Source organism: Parapedobacter soli, from assembly GCF_025460835.1.
Classification (GTDB): Bacteria; Bacteroidota; Bacteroidia; order Sphingobacteriales; family Sphingobacteriaceae; genus Parapedobacter; species Parapedobacter soli.
This window is the reverse complement of sequence record NZ_JAMXAY010000033.1, coordinates 41,454-58,764: the sequence shown is the minus strand read 5'-3', so window position 1 is coordinate 58,764 and position 17,311 is coordinate 41,454. Positions and strand designations below refer to the sequence as shown.

The following is a 17,311-nucleotide window of genomic DNA, read 5'->3' as shown; positions in this document are numbered from 1 at the left end:
GCCAACGTAGCCGGCACCGATACAGCATATATTTTTTATCTTCATTTGGATAAACGAATCTTTACTTTATAATCTCCCTTCCACCAAAATCCCTACTTAAACAGGCCTCGGCATCAAAAAGTACTCCAATCGAGTTCAATCCCACCACCGAAGACAAACCCATGCAGCCAAAACCAATAACGGCAATACGGGCATTGGGAATGGTGGATGATATGTGTGTTGGACTCATATTTTGTTGTTTTATTGTGGATTCGTGGATTTCATGATTCGTAGATTTGTTGATCCCGATATTGCTACGCTCATCGGGGCGTTGCAGTGCTCCGTCTGTTGATTCGACGCCTCACCGGCTACCCAATACCTTCCTCCTTTTCATATAATACCAATCCTGCGTCGGTCTTGCGGTCGCTCAGGGTAAACCTGACTTCACGCTTGACAAGTTCTTCTACCTTGGGGGCTAGCTGGGACAGGTATGCTGTGTTCAGCTCGGGGCCCACAATGGTAATATTTATAATGCCGCTGTCGCGCCCCTCTGCGTAATCACCGGTCAATATCACTTGACGCACGTCGCCCATGCGGTCGAGCACCTTGGTAACAATGGTATCCAAGCCCAGGTATTTATGGACGATATCCTGAAGGTTACCGAATAAGGGGTGTTTAACGTTGGCGCGGTAGGAGACTCGGTTGCGCTCGGCTTTTTTTTCCAAATACCCCGCTTCAGAGAGGTTGTTCAGCTCCTTACGGATGGCATTGGTCGACTCGTTGAATTCTTCGGCCAGCCCGCGCATGTGTCCGCGGTTGGCGGTATTGACGAAGAATTTCACCAATAGGCGAAGCCGGGTTTTTGACGTGATGATAGAGTCTAGCATAAAAAGCAACCTAAATTGAGCAACAAAAGTACTCATTTTTTGCGTTTCTGCAAATTGTTTGTCAAATAGCGAACTTATTAAGCTGCCGCTATAGGCGCCTTTTCGTCTTCGGCCATGACATCCCGATACCACTTAATCCCGACAAGAGTCAAGAGTGTGAGGAAACCAAAAAGAAACCCTCCGATGACGATACCTTTGGCTTTACCCAAACGCTCTACCGGCAATGGGTACACCGGTCGGTCTACTAGCTGAATCAACGGCTGCTCTTGCATTTGTGCCATTCGGGCCATCTCGAGGTTCTGTACCAGCTGGGAGAGCATGGCTTGGTTCGCCTCCGCAGTAAACTGAGCCTCTTGAGCTGGCACAACACGTTGACTCTGCCGTGTCGGGTTCAGGTTTGGGGTGGCGTCCGAAACCCGGGCCGCCGAGTAAATAGCCCCGGTCATCACGGTTCGTACCGAGTCGACTTTGGCTTCCAAAATGGCAATATTATCTGTAGACTTCTTCGTTTTCGTCCGAATATAAAAATCATTCACCCGCCGCACCAAGTTTTCATTGAGTGCCTTCGAAAATGTTTCATCCGGCGAAGTCACCTCCACTTGGATAATCGACAAGTTCTTATCGGGCTTACTTACGTTCAGCAGGTTATTATTGATGGACGTTACGAATCTAGTAATGATGCTGTCACGAGTCCGCAAATTTTTGGGACTCAATTCCGAAGGATCCTTTCGGAAATCCAAAGTCGCCAATACGGGGTCACCTGCCCAAGCCTCGTCTAATCCATTATAAGCAATGTAGCGCTCAATCAACAGCTCATCGGCATGGGGCGCTGTTTTAGACAATAACGTTTGCTCCAGCATGCTGCGGGATTTGTAGAGTTCCAAGATGTTATCGCCCTGAAAAAGCCCACCACCACCACCAAGACTGATGCCTACCATGGCGGCCATGCCGGCATATTGTGAAAGGCCACTCTTACTATCCCCGCCTTCTAACACAAACGTGGTCGTAGCCGTGTATAATGGCTTTTTCCATAGCGAATAACCCAGACCCGCAATGCTGCCAACGATACCGGCAATAAGCAAGATTTTCCATTTTGACCACAAATAGCGTATCCACTCTTGGATATTCAAAATCAATTCCTTGACTGATAATTCGTCGTCTTCGATATGGGGAGTCGGTTCAGTTGCCATCTTTTCTTACCTTAATAAGCTTACTACCACCGCTGCCAACGACGTCGCCACACTCGCCATACTAAGCCACGCTTGTACACTCAATGGCTCGCGCTCGGGCTTCGCCGGGACAATAATCTCGCTGCCCGGCTGCACACCTGGGTATCCCCAACCGCTGCCTTCTACCGCCCCATTGGCGTGTTGGACAAACGTTTTCTTCTTATGCGCATTGGCCGTAAAGCCGCCGGCTTGGTTGATGTAGTACTTCAATGATTTCCCCGGTTGATATACCACCCGGTTCGGGTTAAGCACCTGCCCCCGTACCATTACCGTACGCAACTGCCGCGGTACGATAATCACGTCTTCGTCTTCCAATGGAATATCGTATTTTTGATTACCGTCGAGTATCTTATCCAACTTGATGCCTACATAGTCACTAAAAAAGAGACTAGTACTCGTTCCTTCCTCTGTTGTATTGGCTAAAACGGCCTCTCGAACGTCGGCCTGCTCCTCTTCCAGCTCGGCCAGTTCGCGCTTCGACTGTCCCGATAAGGCCGTATGACCTTGGGCCACCATGGCATCCGATGCCTTGCGCTGCAGCGATGCCCCGGGTAGGTAAGCAAACTCCGTAACACCACCGGCACGGCGGATAAGGTCCGAAATGGTCTCGTCTTTTTTAAGGATGGCGTATTCACCGGGATACATCACCTCACCCTCAATGCGCACCATGCGCTGCACTTGGTAGCCCGTGCTGGTGTGCACGCTCACGATGTCAAACGGTTGCAGCACGAAGCCCGATTCCAACGCTTCCTCACGACTATCGAAATTCACCCGAACAAGCTCCGAAACCACTGAATCTTGTACGTTGGTGTTACGCCGGATACGCCGGGCAATATCCACCTGCTCAATGTTGGCCGCCTCGGCCAGGCCGCCACTCATCTGGATGAGGCTTCCCAAAGTCATATCTTCAACATACGGGAACTGTCCCGGCCGCCGTACCTGCCCGCTGATTGATACCGTGTACTCCTCGCGGAGGTCGAAAATAGACGAGATAATCACCCGATCCTCCCGCTGCAACACGTGGTTGGCCTGCTCATTGCCGGCCATCAGGTCGTTGAGGTTTACCGTTATCAGCTCTTGGGTATTGTTTGGCTTCAACCGGTTGATGTAAGCCCGGGCCATGAAGGCGTCTTCCTTCAGGCCCTCGGCCTGCTGGATGAGCTGGCGCAACGTAAGGCCCTCGCTAAGGGCGTACTTACCGGGCCGGAATACGGCACCTTCAATCTCCACCCGGTTGGCATACCGGTCTAATACCTCTTCCACAATATACTGGTCGCCGTTCTGCGGGGTGTAGCTGGCGTAATCGTCGGCATAGACATCGGCTACGCTGCGCTCCCGGTCGGTGATCTGCAATACTTTTACCTTGGCGGTATAGGCCTCCGGCGTGAATTCGCCGGCAAAACGCAGTACGTCGGCGAGCGACTCGCTGGGCAACGGCTCAAATATAGCGGGATTGTTTACCAACCCTTCCACGGAAACGTGTCGGTTGAACACGGGCACGTGGATCACATCGCCCTCTTCCAACCGCACATTGCCGGGCTGCAGGCCCTTGGTGAGGAAGTCGTACGTATCGATGGTTTCGATTACCTGGTTATTGCGGATGAGCTGGATATTCCGGTAGGTACCTTTGGCCGATGGACCGCCGGCGGCATACAGCGCGTTGAATACGTTGGCCAGCGAGGGCAGTGTGTAGGTGCCGGGCTTGGTGACGAAGCCGGTGAGCGTAACCTGGATGCTGCGGATGTTGCCCAACGTGAGCGACAGCCGGGTGCCGCCCGAACGTAGCTGCGGGTAGGTACCGCCCATCTGGTTTTTTAGCTTACTGGCAGCATCTTCTATCGTGAGGCCGGCTACGGGGATGATGCCCACGTAATCCACATTAATGGTGCCCTCGGCCGATACTGTAAGGCGGTAGCTCACTTCGTTGTCGCCGGTGAGGTCCAGCAGCAGCTCGTCGCCCGTGCCGATGACGTAGTTCTTCGGGGTGGGGATATTGAGGTTGGGTGTAAACGTGATGTTATTGTTGCGGAAGAGGCTGGAGCCGAACACCACCAGGCCGGTATCAACCGGTTGGGGTTGCGGCTGTTCGACACCATCCAAGAGGTCTACCCCGCCGGTGACGGTCCGGCCCGTATCCTCGGGGCGGGTGGCGATGTCGTTCGCCCGCGCGCCGCCAAGCTTCTGCTGCCGTACCGTGGTGATGCGGTTGCGCAGCTTCTGCTGCTCGCCGGCGGCCATGCCACGCTGGCCGAGTTCCTGGAGGAGCTGGTCGTCGCTTACCCCCCGCTTCTCGGCTTCGGTGATCATCCGCAACACCTGCTCGTCGGTAAGCTGCTCTACACGGACTTTGGAAACGTCTTGGATTTGGGCTTCGGTGGTGGCCAACCAGAAAAATCCTACCAGCAATATGAGGTATCGCTTCATCGATTTGTTCGCTATTAATATGTTATGCAACGTTTGAATGGGGCAAAGGTACATTTTTGCCGCTATTTTACCGCGTTTACAGCGAAAACCAGGCCAATTTTTTTAACCGGCGTTAACCCAGCGAAGCGGTGATGAGCCGCAGGAACTCGTTGCGTGTGCGTTCTTTGGCAAACTCGCCGGTAAATGCCGAGGTGGTGGTTACCGAATTCTGCTTCTGTACGCCGCGCATGCACATGCAGAGGTGTTTGCACTCGATGACCACGGCCACCCCCGCAGGGGTAAGCGTTTCCTGGATGCAGTCGCGGATTTCGTTGGTGAGCCGCTCCTGCACCTGCAGCCGGCGGGCGTAGATATCGACCACCCGCGGGATTTTGCTGAGGCCCACGATATGGCCGTTGGGGATATAGGCTACATGTGCCTTGCCGAAGAAAGGCAGCATGTGGTGCTCGCACATGGAGTACACCTCGATGTCTTTTACCACCACCATCTGGCTGTACTCTTCTTCAAACATGGCACCCCGCAGGATGGACGCCGGGTCGAGGTCGTAGCCGTGGGTGAGGTACTGCAGGGCCTTGGCCACCCGTTCGGGGGTTTTGAGCAGCCCCTGGCGCGTGGGGTCTTCGCCCAGCAGGGCCAGGATCTCGCTGTAATGCGACGCGATGCGGGCCACCTTCTCGGGGTTGTAGCGGTCTATTTTCACATAGCCGTCAATCTCTTCCTCGTTGAGTGGGAAATTATTGTCCATAGTCGTATTTTTAGCTTTTGGCACTACTCATCGCCAAAATATTCCACGGAATTATTTTCAGTTTCAACTAGTTTGACGGCATGCAGCAGGGCCCCGTGTGCTTCAACATGGGGTTTCAGCTGATTGAAAATCTCGATGGCCAGCACTTCGGTGGAGGCCATCTTGCCCTGCATGAAGTCTACATCGAGGTTCACGTTGCGGTGGTCCAGCTTTTCGATCACGTGGGTTTCGATGATGCTTTTGAGTTCTTTCAGATCAATCACGAAGCCCGTTTGCGGGTCTACCTCGCCCTTTACCGTAACGAATAGCTCGTAGTTATGGCCATGCCAATTGGGGTTGGAGCACTTGCCGAAGACGGCCTCATTCTGCTCCTGGCTCCACTCCTTGCGGTATAATTTATGTGCCGCGTTAAATCGTTCGCGCCGTGTAAGGTATATCATAGCGCGCAAAGATACGTTATAATCTGTACTTTTGCGCGGTGGAAACTTCACGCAACCGGTATTTTTTGGAAATCGCTTTCGATGGCGGCGCCTACCACGGCTGGCAGGTGCAGGCCAATGCGCTGACCGTGCAGGAGGTGCTCGACAGGGCGCTGACCACGCTGCTGCGCCAGCCTACCGCCACGGTGGGGTGCGGCCGCACGGATACGGGCGTGCATGCCCGCCAGCTGTTTGCGCATTTCGACTGGGTGGGCACTGCCTTGCCGATGGACGGGCGCAGCTTCATACACCGCCTGAATGCGCTGCTGCCGCACGACATCGCCGCCAAGCGGCTCATTGCCGTGGCGCCGGACGCCCACGCCCGCTTCGATGCGGTAAGCCGGGCGTACGAATACCACGCGCACCTGCGCAAAGATCCCTTCCTGCATGGCCGATCGTGGCTGCTGCGCGATGTGCCGGATGTGCAGGCCATGAATGAAGCCGCCAAGCTGCTGTATGGGTATGAAGATTTCTCGTGCTTCAGCAAGTCAAACACCCAAGTGCATACCAACATCTGCCGCATCACGCACGCCGAATGGCGGTGGGTGGGAACCGACCGGCTGGTATTCCACATCTCGGCCAACCGCTTTCTGCGCAATATGGTGCGGGCCATCGTGGGTACGCTGATGGAAATCGGCCGTGGCGAGCAGCCTCCCCGGCACATGCATACCGTAATCCAAAGCAAAGACCGCTCGGTGGCCGGCGCTTCCGTACCGGCATGCGGCCTCTACCTCTCCGCGGTGGCCTATCCCTTTATCGACATAACCGTATAGATGTGGCCGTAAAATTGTACTTTTGCAGCTGCCCATGAGCGAGCCGAAGGTAACCGGAAAGACGTATGATGCGCAGCTGCTACGCAGAATGCTGCGCTATGTAAGGCCCTACAGGGGTATTTTTGCCCTGTCGGTGGTGCTCACCATCCTGATGGCCGTGGTGGCCCCGGCGCTGCCCATGCTGGTGGAGTATACGCTCGACCGGTTTATCCTCAGCAACGACATCGGCGGCCTGCAGCTGATGCTGCTCTCCATGCTGGGCCTGCTGGTGCTGCAAACTGTGGTGCGCTATTTCCATACGCTGATGACCAACACGCTGGGGCAATCGGTGATCCGCGACCTCCGCATCAACGTGTTTAACCACATTACGGGCCTACGCCTCAAGTATTTCGACCATACGCCCATCGGCCGCATCATTACCCGCACCATCTCCGACCTTGAAACCATCGCCAATATCTTTTCGGAGGGGCTCATCCAGATCATCGGCGACATCCTGCAGCTGGTGGTGATACTGGGCGTGATGTTTTATACCGACTGGAAGCTCACGCTCATCGTGCTGATACCCATGCCGGTGATGATAGGGGCTACCTACGTTTTCAAGGAGGCGATGAAGTCGGCCTTCCAGGATGTGCGCAAGTGGGTCGCTAACCTCAACACGTTCCTGCAGGAGCACATCTCCGGGGTGAGCATCATCCAGTATTTTGCGCGCGAGGCGCAGGAGATGCGCAAGTTTAAGGCGGCCAATGCGGAGCACCGGAATGCCCACATCCGGGCCAACTGGTATTTCTCCATCTTCTTCCCGGTGCTGGAAATCATCATGGCCGTATCGCTGGGGCTGCTGGTGTGGTACGGCTCCAAGCAGGTGCTGGCCGATACGCTCTCGCCGGGGGTGATTGTGGCCTTCATCATGTACATCAACATGATCTTCCGGCCCATCCGAGAGCTGGTGGATAAGTTCAACACGCTGCAGATGGGGATGGTGAGCGCCGAGCGGATTTTTGCGGTGCTGGATACCGACGAGCGGACCCCCAACACGGGCGTGCACCAGCCGGAGCACATCCGCGGCGAGATTGTCTTTGACGGTGTATGGTTTGCCTACAACGATGAGCAGTGGGTGCTGAAAGACATCAACTTTGCCGTGAAGCCGGGCGAGACCCTGGCGCTGGTGGGGGCCACCGGGGCGGGGAAGTCGTCGACCGTAAACATACTGAGCCGCTTTTATGAGGTGAACAGGGGTTCCATCCGGCTGGATGGGGTAGACATCAGGGAGTATGAGCTGAACTACCTGCGCCGCACCATAGCCACGGTGTTGCAGGACGTGTTTCTGTTTTCAGACTCGGTGGCGAGCAACATCAGCCTCAACGATCCGGCCATCAGCCGCGAGCAGATGGTGGAGGCCGCCAAGCAGGTGGGGGCCCACGAGTTCATCATGCGGCTGCCGGGGGGCTATGACTATAAGGTGCAGGAGCGGGGGGCCACCCTCTCATCGGGGCAGGCGCAGCTGATCTCGTTTATCCGCGCGCTGGTGCACGACCCGAAGATATTGGTGCTGGACGAGGCCACCTCATCGGTAGATACCGAGTCGGAAGAGCTCATCCAGCAGGCCATCGACAGGCTGATGGCGGGCCGTACCTGCATCGTGATTGCCCACCGCCTCTCTACCATCCAGAAGGCCGACCGTATCATCGTGCTGGATAAGGGCGAAATGAAAGAAATGGGCACGCACCAGGAGCTGCTGCGCCTAGACGGCTACTACAAGCGGCTGTACGACCTGCAGTTCCACTCGGCAGGGATATGACGCTTGCCGCAGCGACCGCCTGCGGTCAACGCGATTAATCCAATCCACGTTTCCGCATGAGGTGCACCGGATCCGGGTCTGCACCGCGGAATTTCCGATACAGCTCGGCAGGTTTTTCCGTTCCTCCTTTTTCGAGGATGTTGTGGCGGAATGCATCGGCCGTGGCCTTGTCATACAAGCTGGTTTCCTTGAAGGCTGCGAACGCATCGGCATCCAGCACTTCTGCCCAGATGTAGCTGTAGTACCCTGCGGAATAGCCGCCGGAGAAGATGTGGTTGAAGTAGGTGCTGCGGTGGCGGGGGATGATCTCGTCGATCAGCCCGGCTTTGTCCATCGAGGCCTTTTCAAACTCGGCTGCGCTCACGGTGATTGGGCTGGTGATGGTGTGGTAGTCGAAATCGAGGATGGCCGACGCGAGGTACTCTACGGTGGCAAACCCCTGGCCGAACGTGCCGGCACTTTCGAGCTTGGCGATGAGCGCATCGGGGATGGCTTCGCCGGTTTCGTGGTGCTTGGCGTACGACTTCAACACGGTGGGGTCTTCGGCCCAGTTTTCCATCACCTGCGAGGGGAGCTCCACGAAGTCGCGCGATACGGACGTGCCCGACAGGCTTTGGTAGGTGACATTAGACAGCAGGCCGTGGAGTGCGTGGCCGAACTCGTGGAACAGCGTGTTGGCCTCATCGAAGGTGAGGAGTGCGGGCTGGTCGCCCACGGGCGCCGTGAAGTTGCACACATTGACGATGACGGGGGCCATACGCTCGCCGTTTTCGGTATACTGGCGGCGGAAGGAGCTCATCCATGCGCCGGGGCGCTTTGACTCGCGGGGGAAGTAGTCTACGTAGAAGATGCCCACCAGCGTGCCGTCGGCTTCCGACACTTCATACACCTCCACTTCGGGGTGGTAGATGGGCATGCCTTCCAGCTGCTTGAACTGGAGCCCGTAGAGCTTATTGGCCACATCGAAGGCGCCCTGGCGCACGCTGGCGAGGCTGAAATAGGGTTTCAGCTCTTCTTCGCTCAGCGAGAAGCGCTGCTGGCGGATTTTCTCCGAGTAGTAGCGCCAGTCGTACGGGGCGGCCTGGAAATCCTGGCCGCTGGCTTCGATTTCTTTTTGGATATCATAGGCCTCTGCCTTGGCTTTGGCGATGGCGGGCTTCCAGAGGTCGCCCAGCAGTTTCCTTACGTTGTCGGGGTTTTCGGCCATGGCCTCTTCCAGCACGTAGTGGGCGTGGGTGGGGTAGCCGAGCAGGTTGGCCTTCTGCAGGCGCAGGTTGGCTATTTCTACCAGGATATCGCTGTTGTCGTTTTCGTTGCCGTTGGCGCCGCGGTTTTTGTAGCCTTCCCAGAGCTGGCGGCGCAGCTCGCGGTTATCGGCATACTGGAGGAACGGCATGACGCTGGAGTTTGACAGGGTGAACACCCACTTGCCGTCGTGCCCTTTGGCGCTGGCGGTGTTGGCAGCGGCGGCCTTCAGGCCGTCCGACAGGCCGCCGAGGGCCTCTTCGCTATCCACCACGAGCTCAAATGCGTTGGTTTCGGCGAGCACGTGCTGGCCGAACTGGGTGGTGAGTTCCGCCAGTTGGGCGTTGACGTCCCGCAGGGTGGCTTTATCGGCATCGTTGAGGTTTGCGCCGTTGCGCACGAAGTTCTTGTAGCTGCGTTCGAGCAGCATCAGCTGCTCGCTGTCCAGGCCGAGGCTATCGCGCTGGTCCCACACGGCCTTGACGCGGCCGAACAGCTTATCGTTGAGCGTGATGTCGTCGCGGTGGGCCGCCAGCTTCGGCGCCAGCTCGGTATCGAGCGCTTTGAGCACATCGTTGGTGGTGGATGAACTGAGGTTGGAAAACACGTATGATACGCGTGTAAGCAGCCCGCCGGCGTGTTCGAGTGCCAGGATGGTGTTTTCGAACGTGGGAGCTTCGGTGATGTTGGCAATTGAGTCGACCTCGGCGCTGTGCTGCCGGAGGGCCTCTTCATAGGCCGGTTTGAAGTGCTCGTCTTTGATTTTATCAAAGGGGGGTACGCCGAACGGTGTGTCGTAGGCGGTCAGAAACGGGTTGTCCGTTATTTGCTTGGTGTCGTCGCACGACACGATGAATGCGGTTGAGATCATCAGTAGGGGTAAAATTCGCTTATTATTCATGTTGTCCTTGATGGATTGGTGCAAGGGGGCAAAGATAAGGAATTGTTGGGTATTGGGAAAGCGGGTATCACAGACCCTAACTCGGATTTGGTTTCGCCTCAGTGTTTCAGTATCTTTACCGTTCAAAGGAATTAAGATATGTCAATTCAATACGTTTCTGATAGTAAGGGAAAAACGACCGGAGTCTTTATACCTGTTAAGGAATGGGAAAAGCTCAAGGAAAAATATGAGGGCCTTGAAGAAGCGACGGAAGCAATGCCGGGGTGGCATAAGGGCGTAGTGCGAGAGCGTCTTACTGAATATAAAGCAAATCCTCATACTGCTGTCCCTTTTGAAGAAGCGTTGACAGCTTTAGAGAACGAATGAAGCGCTATAGTACAGTCATCCTACCTGCCGCCCTAGACGACATCCGAGAGGCAAAAAATTGGTATAATGAACAACAGCCCGGTTTGGGCGCACGCTTTACAAAAGCGGTACGTGCTTTGGTTAAGCGAGTTGCTCGATACCCGCATCATTATGCCGTTCGGTACAGCCAAACCAGAATGGCTCAGTTAACCGTCTTTCCTTACCTTATCCACTACTATATTGATGAAGCTCGAACGTCGGTGGTAATAATTGCTATCCTAAGCGCGTCAAGAGACCCGAAGGTTTGGGAAACTCGGCTTTAACTAAGCCTGGCGCATAGCTCGGCTTCGTTGAGCTTCCATTGCTCGCCGGTGCGCATGTCTTTCAACGAAAACTGGCTGGCTGCGATTTCTTCCTCGCCGACGAGCACCACGTAGGGGATGCTTTTGTTGTCGGCGTAAGCCAGCTGCTTTTTCAGCTTGGCGGCAGCGGGGTAGAGCTCGGTGGCCACGCCGGCGGCACGTAGTTTCTGGAGCAGCGGTAGGGCATACAGCTCGGCGAGCTTATCGAAGTTGGTGATCAGCACTTGGGTGGACTGCGCGGTGGACTGCGGGAAAAGGCCCAGCTCTTCGAGTACGTCATAGATACGGTCGGCACCGAAAGAGATGCCCACGCCGGTGATGCCTTTAAGGCCGAACATGCCGGTGAGGTCGTCATAGCGGCCGCCGCCGCCGATACTGCCCATGGCCACCTCGTTTGTTTTGACTTCAAAGATGCAGCCCGTGTAGTAGTTGAGGCCGCGGGCGAGGGTGATATCCACTTCCACGAACCGGTTGAGCAGGTCGGTACCGGCCGAGAGCTTCTCGACGTACCCCAGCACGGTCTCCAGCTCGCCGATGCCGGCGAGGCCGATGGCTGAGGGCTGCAGGACCTGCTTCAGCTGCTCGATTTTGGCAGCGTTGGGCCCTTCCAGCTTGATGATGGGCGCCAGCTGCTGCAGATCTTGGGTGGTAAAGCCGCGGGCGAGCAGCTCATTGTTTACGCCTTCGAGGCCGATTTTATCGAGCTTATCGATGGCTACGGTCATATCCACGATGAGCTCGGGCTTGCCCAGTATTTCGGCAATGCCGGCCAGCAGCTTGCGGTTGTTGAGCTTGATGGAGAAGTCGCGCAGCCCCAGTTTGGTGAGGGCTTCGTGGTAGATGAGCACGAACTCGGCTTCGTTGAGCAGGCTATCCGACCCCACCACATCCACATCGCACTGGTAGAACTCGCGGTAGCGCCCCCGCTGCGGCCGGTCGGCCCGCCATACGGGCTGTATCTGGAACCGCTTGAAGGGCAGGGTGAGCTCATGCTGGTGCATCACCACATAGCGGGCGAACGGGACGGTAAGGTCGTAGCGCAGCGCCCGCTCGGTGATATAGGGGATGAGTGGGCCCGAGGCTCGCGCTTCGAGCAGCTCAGCAGGGGCCTTGGCCAGGTAGTCGCCCGAGTTGAGTATCTTGAAAATCAGCTTATCGCCCTCATCGCCGTACTTGCCGGTAAGGGTTTGGAGGTTTTCAAAAGAGGGGGTCTGGATTTCGCGGTACCCGTATTTGACGAACACCGATTTAACGGTATTGAAGATGTGGTTGCGTTTTTCCATTTCCGCGGGCGAAAAATCGCGGGTGCCCTTGGCCAACGAAGGTTTGATTACTGCCATGGGGCAAACTTAGCTATATTTGCGTGTATAGGCAAGGCAGATATGAGATGTGAGATGTGAGACACGAGATATGAGATATGAGACGTGAGACGTGAGACGTGAGATGTGAGACACGAGACATGAGACGTGAGATATGAGATGTGAGATGTGGGATACCGAACAACTCAAAGCACACTGAGTGCTTCGCAGGCCTTTTCGGCGGCGATTTTCTCGGCGCTTTTCTTGTTGTAGTCGCGGCCGGTGCCGCACACTTCGCCATCCACCACGGCATCGATGGTAAATATCTTGACGCTGTCGCCGGCGGCATTTTCGGCTTGGATGAAGCTCACTTCTTTGCCGGCCTGCTGGCACCACTCGATGAGGCGGCTCTTGAAGTTGGTTTCGGTTTGCTCCAGCAGCTGGATATCGACATGGGGCTTGATGATGCGGTTGATGAGGAAGTTTTTCACGAATGCGTAGCCTTTGTCGAGGTAGACGGCCCCGATCAGCGCTTCGAAGGCATCGCCCAGGAGGGATCCCTGCTTATTGGGGTAGTGCACCATGCGTGAGTCGTACTGGATAAGCTCATTGAGGCCCAGCTTGCGCGACAGCTGGTTGAGGTGTGCGCGGCTTACGATTTTGGATCGCATTTCGGTGAGGAACCCTTCCCCTTTGTAGGGGTACTTCTTGAAGAGCAGCTCGGCCACTACCGAGCCCAATACGGCATCGCCCAGGAATTCCAGCCGCTCGTTGCTGTTTTTGGTGCCGTCTTTGACGGGTACGGCCACCGACTTATGGCGGAATGCCAGCTGATAGAGGTGCAGATTGCCCGGAACGAAGCCGAGCATGTTCTTGAGCGCCCTCACATAACGCCGGTGGGGTGAAAAATACAGTTTGTAAATCTTCAAAATAGGCATCTGACTACTAACTGATAACCACGCCAAGGGGATTTTCTCCTGTGGTATGGAATGCCTTTTCTTAAACTATCCTTCGAATTTCTTGAAAACTACCGTAGCGTTGTGGCCGCCAAACCCGAAGGTATTGCTCATGGCCGCATTTATGGTTCGCTGCTGTGCTTTATTGAATGTGAAGTTTAATTTCGGATCAAGATTCGGGTCGTCCGTGAAATGATTGATTGTTGGCGGCACCGTGTCGTTTTTTACGGCAAGGATAGACGCGATGGATTCCACGGCTCCGGCAGCACCCAGCAGGTGGCCGGTCATTGATTTGGTGGAGCTGATATTCAGCTCGTAAGCGTGTTGTCCGAACAGCTCCAGGATGGCCTTGATTTCACTGGGGTCGCCCACGGGTGTGGAGGTGCCGTGCACGTTGATGTAGTCAATGGCATCGCTGGTGAGGCGGGCATCTGCTATGGCATTGCCCATGGCCAGGCGTGCACCCAGTCCGTCGGGGTGCGACGCTGTGATGTGGTATGCGTCGGCGCTCATGCCCGCTCCGGCGAGTTCGGCATAGATTTTTGCTCCCCGTGCCAGGGCGTGTTCCAGACTTTCAAGCACGATGGCGCCTGCGCCCTCACCTGCCACGAACCCGTCGCGGTCTTTATCGAACGGGCGCGATGCGGTCTGGGGGTCGTCGTTGCGCGTAGACAGTGCATGCATGGCATTGAACCCGCCGATGCCGGCTTCATTGATGATGGCCTCGGAGCCCCCGCTGATGATGATATCGGCGTGCCCGGTGCGGATGTAGTTTAGTCCGTCTATCAATGCATGTGTGGACGACGCGCAGGCCGACACGGTTGAAAAGTTGGGGCCATGCAGCCCGTAGCGCATGGAGATATGGCCGGGGGCGATGTCTAAAATCATTTTCGGGATGAAAAACGGGTTGAAACGGGGAGTTCCGTCGCCCGCGGCGAAGTTGGTCACTTCATCCAGGAATGTCTTTAGGCCACCGATACCGGAGCCCCATATCACACCGATACGGTTGGTATCTAATTCATCGAATACGAGCGATGCGTCTGCAACCGCTTCGTCTGTTGCGGCCAATGCGTAGTGTACAAATGGATCTACTTTGCGGGCTTCTTTGCGCTCCATGAAGTCTTCGGCGTTGAACCCCTTCACTTCACAAGCAAAACGCGTCTTGAATTTCGACGCGTCAAACCTAGTAATTGGAGCAGCGCCGCTTACCCCTTTAACGAGGCTGTCCCAAAACTGAGGGACAGTATTCCCGATAGGAGTAAGCGCGCCTAACCCTGTTACTACTACTCTTTTAAGCTCCATTTATAATGATTGGCCTAATGAATTTAGTTAACGTTTTTTTCTAAGTAAGCGACTGCTTGTCCTACCGTGCTGATGGTTTCAGCTTGGTCATCGGGGATGGCGACGTTGAATTCCTTCTCGAATTCCATAATCAACTCCACGGTGTCGAGTGAGTCGGCGCCCAAATCGTTTGTGAATGAAGCCTCAGGGGTTACTTCATTTTCATCTACACCTAGCTTTTCAACGATGATTGCTTTAACTCTTGATGCGATATCAGACATGATTCTATAGTTTAATTGTTTAATAAATCTGTGCAAAGAAAAATAAATTTCGGCAAATAGTAAAACATATTTGATTTTTAGCGCATTATTCAGGTTTTTACGTCGCTATCAATGCATTACCTTTGACATATTTTCCCTGCCTGTTTTTCCTATAACCGGGCAGCGGCGAAACCGGTATAGCTGCTGTGTTTTATGTGCAATACAGCAAATTTACCTAAGTTTGCGCTGAATATAGAAAAATACTTTGAATAAACTTGTATTAAAATATGAATTAGACCTGGATTTTGTGCTGATAGCGATTACCTCGCCGCTCCGCGACTACCGGTTGTGCTACTTTATCAATAAGGCCACGGGGTTGAACCTGCATAAGGTAGCCGACCATGAGATCGGTATGCCGCCGCTGGGGCTGGTATCTTTCAGCCGGTACGCCGATTTTGACGAAGCTGCTGAAACGGAGTACTACCTGCTGGCAAACCGGGGGGTAGAAAGCGGTGTATTGGTACCGGAAATGCGGCACTCGGACTATTTCATGATCATCAAAAATTTTATCGACGACGAGGACCTGGAGATGCTATTGGAGCACATTGTGGCCATCAATGAGGTGGTTGCGGCCAGCGAAATCTCACCGGAAAAATTGAAATCCAAAGAAAATCTAATATTTTAGTGCTATATTTACGTAAAGGGTGGCTTCTTATTATCTGCAATTCGGGTACATGGCATGTAAAAGAATTTATCTAAGTTTGCCGGAGTGTATCAAAGTGTATCAATCACACCATAAGACTAGGAAACAAACAGGGCGCTCCTGAGGGGTACGCCATAGAAACATAATAACAAACAGTAATCAATGGAAAAGGTTCAAAAACGAACTAAAATCGTGGCCACACTGGGGCCCGCATCTGCGAAGAAAGAAATACTCACGAGCTTGATCGCTAAGGGCGTGGATGTATGCCGGCTGAATTTCTCGCACGGCAGCCAGGAAGACCACCTGGAGGTAATCAATACCATCCGCGAAATAAACCGCGAATACAACATGAATGTTGGCATCCTGGCTGACCTGCAGGGCCCGAAAATACGGATAGGCAAGATGAAAGAGGGCGGTGCCGTGCTGCTGAACGGGGCACAGGTGGAGATCACCACCCAGGAGCTGGTGGGCGACGAGCAACGGATTTATATTACGTATACCGACTTCCCGAAGGATGTGAACGAGGGCGAAATCATCTTGCTGGACGACGGGAAGATACAGCTGCGCGTGCTGCAAACCAACCGGAAAGACACCGTAGCCTGCGAGGTGGTGCACGGCGGCGTGCTCACATCGCGCAAGGGGGTAAACCTGCCGAATACCAAGGTATCTATACCGAGCCTCACCGATGAGGACCTGGACAACCTCCGTTTTGTGCTGCAGTATGACGTGGAATGGATAGGGATGTCTTTTGTGCGCCACGCGGAAGATATCATCCGGCTGAAGGACGTGATCCGCGAGGCGGGGAAATCATCGCGCGTGATTGCCAAGATTGAAAAACCGGAGGCCATTGAAAACATCGACGCCATCATTGAGGTTACCGACGGCATTATGGTGGCGCGTGGCGACCTGGGTGTGGAGGTGCCGATGGAGGATGTGCCGGTGCTGCAGAAAATGATTGTAAATAAGTGCCGCAACGCTTCCAAGCCGGTGATCATAGCCACCCAGATGCTGGAGAGCATGATTACCACCCCGCGCCCCACACGGGCCGAGGTGAACGACGTGGCCAACTCGGTACTGGATGGTGCCGATGCGGTGATGCTGAGCGGCGAAACATCGGTAGGTGAGTTTCCGGAAATCGTGATCGAGACGATGAGCAAGATCATCGTACATGTGGAGCGGACTTCCTACCCCTACTACAGCGCCAAGAAGGCGGAGCTGGCCGAAGACTCGGTTATACCCGATGCCATCTGCAGCTCGTCGGTGTACCTGGCCGAAAAAACCAGCGCCTCGGCCATTGTGGCCATGACCTACTCGGGCTATACGGCGTTTGAAATATCGAGCCACCGGCCCGATGCAGACATCTACATCTTTACAGGCAACCGGACGCTGCTCAATACGCTGACCCTGCTATGGGGCGTGAAGACCTTCTACTACGACAAGTTTGAAAGCACAGACGGCAGCATCCACGATGTGAACACGCTGCTGAAATCTAAAAAACTGGTGCAGCCCGGACAGATCGTTATCAACACGGCTTCTACCCCGCTGCATAAAAAAGGGAAGACCAACACGATCAAGGTGACGGAAATGGAATAGCAAATGACTAGACGCGGGGCGCCGCCCTGTTGTTAAAATTTGTTAAAAGCTGG

The 17,311-nt window shown here is 54.8% G+C and carries 17 protein-coding genes; 6 read left to right on the top strand and 11 right to left on the bottom strand.

Annotated elements, in window-relative coordinates; all coding sequences use genetic code 11:
* Positions 1-61 precede the first annotated feature (61 nt).
* From NGM62_RS14360 to NGM62_RS14335, 6 genes are all read right to left on the bottom strand, one after another.
* On the bottom strand, positions 62-229 hold the full coding sequence (locus tag NGM62_RS14360) for a hypothetical protein (RefSeq protein WP_262248941.1): 168 nt from the start codon (positions 227-229) through the stop codon (positions 62-64).
* Positions 230-347: 118 nt separating this feature from the next.
* On the bottom strand, positions 348-866 hold the full coding sequence (locus NGM62_RS14355; protein WP_262248940.1) for an ArsR family transcriptional regulator: 519 nt from the start codon (positions 864-866) through the stop codon (positions 348-350).
* 77 nt (positions 867-943) lie between these two features.
* Complete coding sequence (locus NGM62_RS14350) at positions 944-2,056, bottom strand: Wzz/FepE/Etk N-terminal domain-containing protein (RefSeq protein WP_262248939.1); 1,113 nt, start codon at positions 2,054-2,056, stop codon at positions 944-946.
* Between the two features lie 6 nt (positions 2,057-2,062).
* Positions 2,063-4,519: an SLBB domain-containing protein gene (locus NGM62_RS14345; protein ID WP_262248938.1), complete on the bottom strand. Its 2,457-nt coding sequence runs from the start codon at positions 4,517-4,519 to the stop codon at positions 2,063-2,065.
* Between the two features lie 112 nt (positions 4,520-4,631).
* A complete protein-coding gene (gene folE, locus NGM62_RS14340) occupies positions 4,632-5,264 on the bottom strand; it encodes a GTP cyclohydrolase I FolE (protein WP_262248937.1) in 633 nt (210 codons plus the stop codon).
* Between the two features lie 23 nt (positions 5,265-5,287).
* A complete protein-coding gene (locus tag NGM62_RS14335) occupies positions 5,288-5,704 on the bottom strand; it encodes a 6-pyruvoyl trahydropterin synthase family protein (RefSeq protein ID WP_262248936.1) in 417 nt (138 codons plus the stop codon).
* Between the two features lie 38 nt (positions 5,705-5,742).
* Between NGM62_RS14335 and truA the strand changes: the two genes are divergently transcribed.
* Both truA and NGM62_RS14325 read left to right on the top strand, forming a co-directional pair.
* Positions 5,743-6,516, top strand: coding sequence for a tRNA pseudouridine(38-40) synthase TruA (gene truA / locus NGM62_RS14330; RefSeq protein ID WP_262248935.1), 774 nt, complete (start codon positions 5,743-5,745; stop codon positions 6,514-6,516).
* 34 nt (positions 6,517-6,550) lie between these two features.
* Positions 6,551-8,314 (top strand): ABC transporter ATP-binding protein, encoded by a 1,764-nt coding sequence (locus tag NGM62_RS14325; protein WP_262248934.1) that lies wholly within the window; start codon positions 6,551-6,553, stop codon positions 8,312-8,314.
* Positions 8,315-8,348: 34 nt separating this feature from the next.
* On the opposite strand, the gene NGM62_RS14320 is transcribed toward NGM62_RS14325, so the two are convergent.
* Entirely contained in the window at positions 8,349-10,430 is a 2,082-nt protein-coding gene (locus tag NGM62_RS14320; protein WP_262248933.1) for a M3 family metallopeptidase, read from the bottom strand.
* Positions 10,431-10,598: 168 nt separating this feature from the next.
* Between NGM62_RS14320 and NGM62_RS14315 the strand changes: the two genes are divergently transcribed.
* On the top strand, positions 10,599-10,826 hold the full coding sequence (locus tag NGM62_RS14315; RefSeq protein WP_262248932.1) for an addiction module protein: 228 nt from the start codon (positions 10,599-10,601) through the stop codon (positions 10,824-10,826).
* The gene (locus NGM62_RS22250; RefSeq protein ID WP_390937473.1) at positions 10,823-11,128 is read left to right on the top strand and encodes a type II toxin-antitoxin system RelE/ParE family toxin; all 306 of its coding nucleotides are present in this window, start codon (positions 10,823-10,825) and stop codon (positions 11,126-11,128) included. Before NGM62_RS14315 ends, NGM62_RS22250 begins: the two co-directional genes overlap by 4 nt.
* Here NGM62_RS22250 and hisS read toward each other — a convergent pair.
* The 4 genes from hisS to NGM62_RS14295 all read right to left on the bottom strand — a co-directional run bounded on the left by hisS (position 11,125) and on the right by NGM62_RS14295 (position 14,983).
* The gene (gene hisS, locus NGM62_RS14310; protein ID WP_262248931.1) at positions 11,125-12,507 is read right to left on the bottom strand and encodes a histidine--tRNA ligase; all 1,383 of its coding nucleotides are present in this window, start codon (positions 12,505-12,507) and stop codon (positions 11,125-11,127) included. The two genes, NGM62_RS22250 and hisS, sit on opposite strands and share 4 nt — an antisense overlap.
* Positions 12,508-12,671: 164 nt before the next feature.
* On the bottom strand, positions 12,672-13,403 hold the full coding sequence (rnc, locus tag NGM62_RS14305) for a ribonuclease III (RefSeq protein ID WP_262248930.1): 732 nt from the start codon (positions 13,401-13,403) through the stop codon (positions 12,672-12,674).
* Positions 13,404-13,469: 66 nt separating this feature from the next.
* Positions 13,470-14,723 (bottom strand): beta-ketoacyl-ACP synthase II, encoded by a 1,254-nt coding sequence (gene fabF, locus NGM62_RS14300; protein ID WP_262248929.1) that lies wholly within the window; start codon positions 14,721-14,723, stop codon positions 13,470-13,472.
* Between the two features lie 23 nt (positions 14,724-14,746).
* Positions 14,747-14,983 (bottom strand): acyl carrier protein, encoded by a 237-nt coding sequence (locus tag NGM62_RS14295; protein ID WP_013664647.1) that lies wholly within the window; start codon positions 14,981-14,983, stop codon positions 14,747-14,749.
* Between the two features lie 244 nt (positions 14,984-15,227).
* Between NGM62_RS14295 and NGM62_RS14290 the strand changes: the two genes are divergently transcribed.
* Both NGM62_RS14290 and pyk read left to right on the top strand, forming a co-directional pair.
* A complete protein-coding gene (locus tag NGM62_RS14290; RefSeq protein ID WP_262248928.1) occupies positions 15,228-15,647 on the top strand; it encodes an IPExxxVDY family protein in 420 nt (139 codons plus the stop codon).
* 180 nt (positions 15,648-15,827) lie between these two features.
* Positions 15,828-17,258 (top strand): pyruvate kinase, encoded by a 1,431-nt coding sequence (gene pyk / locus NGM62_RS14285; protein WP_262248927.1) that lies wholly within the window; start codon positions 15,828-15,830, stop codon positions 17,256-17,258.
* Positions 17,259-17,311: the final 53 nt, after the last annotated feature.

Excerpts from the sequence above, each read along its gene's own strand:
- fabF (WP_262248929.1), bottom strand. The coding sequence starts at position 14,723 with ATGGAGCTTAAAAGAGTAGTAGTAACAGGGTTAGGCGCGCTTACTCCT.
- hisS (WP_262248931.1), bottom strand. The coding sequence starts at position 12,507 with ATGGCAGTAATCAAACCTTCGTTGGCCAAGGGCACCCGCGATTTTTCG.
- rnc (WP_262248930.1), bottom strand. The coding sequence starts at position 13,403 with ATGCCTATTTTGAAGATTTACAAACTGTATTTTTCACCCCACCGGCGT.
- folE (WP_262248937.1), bottom strand. The coding sequence starts at position 5,264 with ATGGACAATAATTTCCCACTCAACGAGGAAGAGATTGACGGCTATGTG.
- NGM62_RS14345 (WP_262248938.1), bottom strand. The coding sequence starts at position 4,519 with ATGAAGCGATACCTCATATTGCTGGTAGGATTTTTCTGGTTGGCCACC.
- NGM62_RS14320 (WP_262248933.1), bottom strand. The coding sequence starts at position 10,430 with ATGATCTCAACCGCATTCATCGTGTCGTGCGACGACACCAAGCAAATA.
- pyk (WP_262248927.1), top strand. The coding sequence starts at position 15,828 with ATGGAAAAGGTTCAAAAACGAACTAAAATCGTGGCCACACTGGGGCCC.
- NGM62_RS14325 (WP_262248934.1), top strand. The coding sequence starts at position 6,551 with ATGAGCGAGCCGAAGGTAACCGGAAAGACGTATGATGCGCAGCTGCTA.
- NGM62_RS22250 (WP_390937473.1), top strand. The coding sequence starts at position 10,823 with ATGAAGCGCTATAGTACAGTCATCCTACCTGCCGCCCTAGACGACATC.
- NGM62_RS14360 (WP_262248941.1), bottom strand. The coding sequence starts at position 229 with ATGAGTCCAACACACATATCATCCACCATTCCCAATGCCCGTATTGCC.
- NGM62_RS14335 (WP_262248936.1), bottom strand. The coding sequence starts at position 5,704 with ATGATATACCTTACACGGCGCGAACGATTTAACGCGGCACATAAATTA.
- NGM62_RS14315 (WP_262248932.1), top strand. The coding sequence starts at position 10,599 with ATGTCAATTCAATACGTTTCTGATAGTAAGGGAAAAACGACCGGAGTC.
- NGM62_RS14350 (WP_262248939.1), bottom strand. The coding sequence starts at position 2,056 with ATGGCAACTGAACCGACTCCCCATATCGAAGACGACGAATTATCAGTC.
- NGM62_RS14355 (WP_262248940.1), bottom strand. The coding sequence starts at position 866 with ATGCTAGACTCTATCATCACGTCAAAAACCCGGCTTCGCCTATTGGTG.
- NGM62_RS14295 (WP_013664647.1), bottom strand. The coding sequence starts at position 14,983 with ATGTCTGATATCGCATCAAGAGTTAAAGCAATCATCGTTGAAAAGCTA.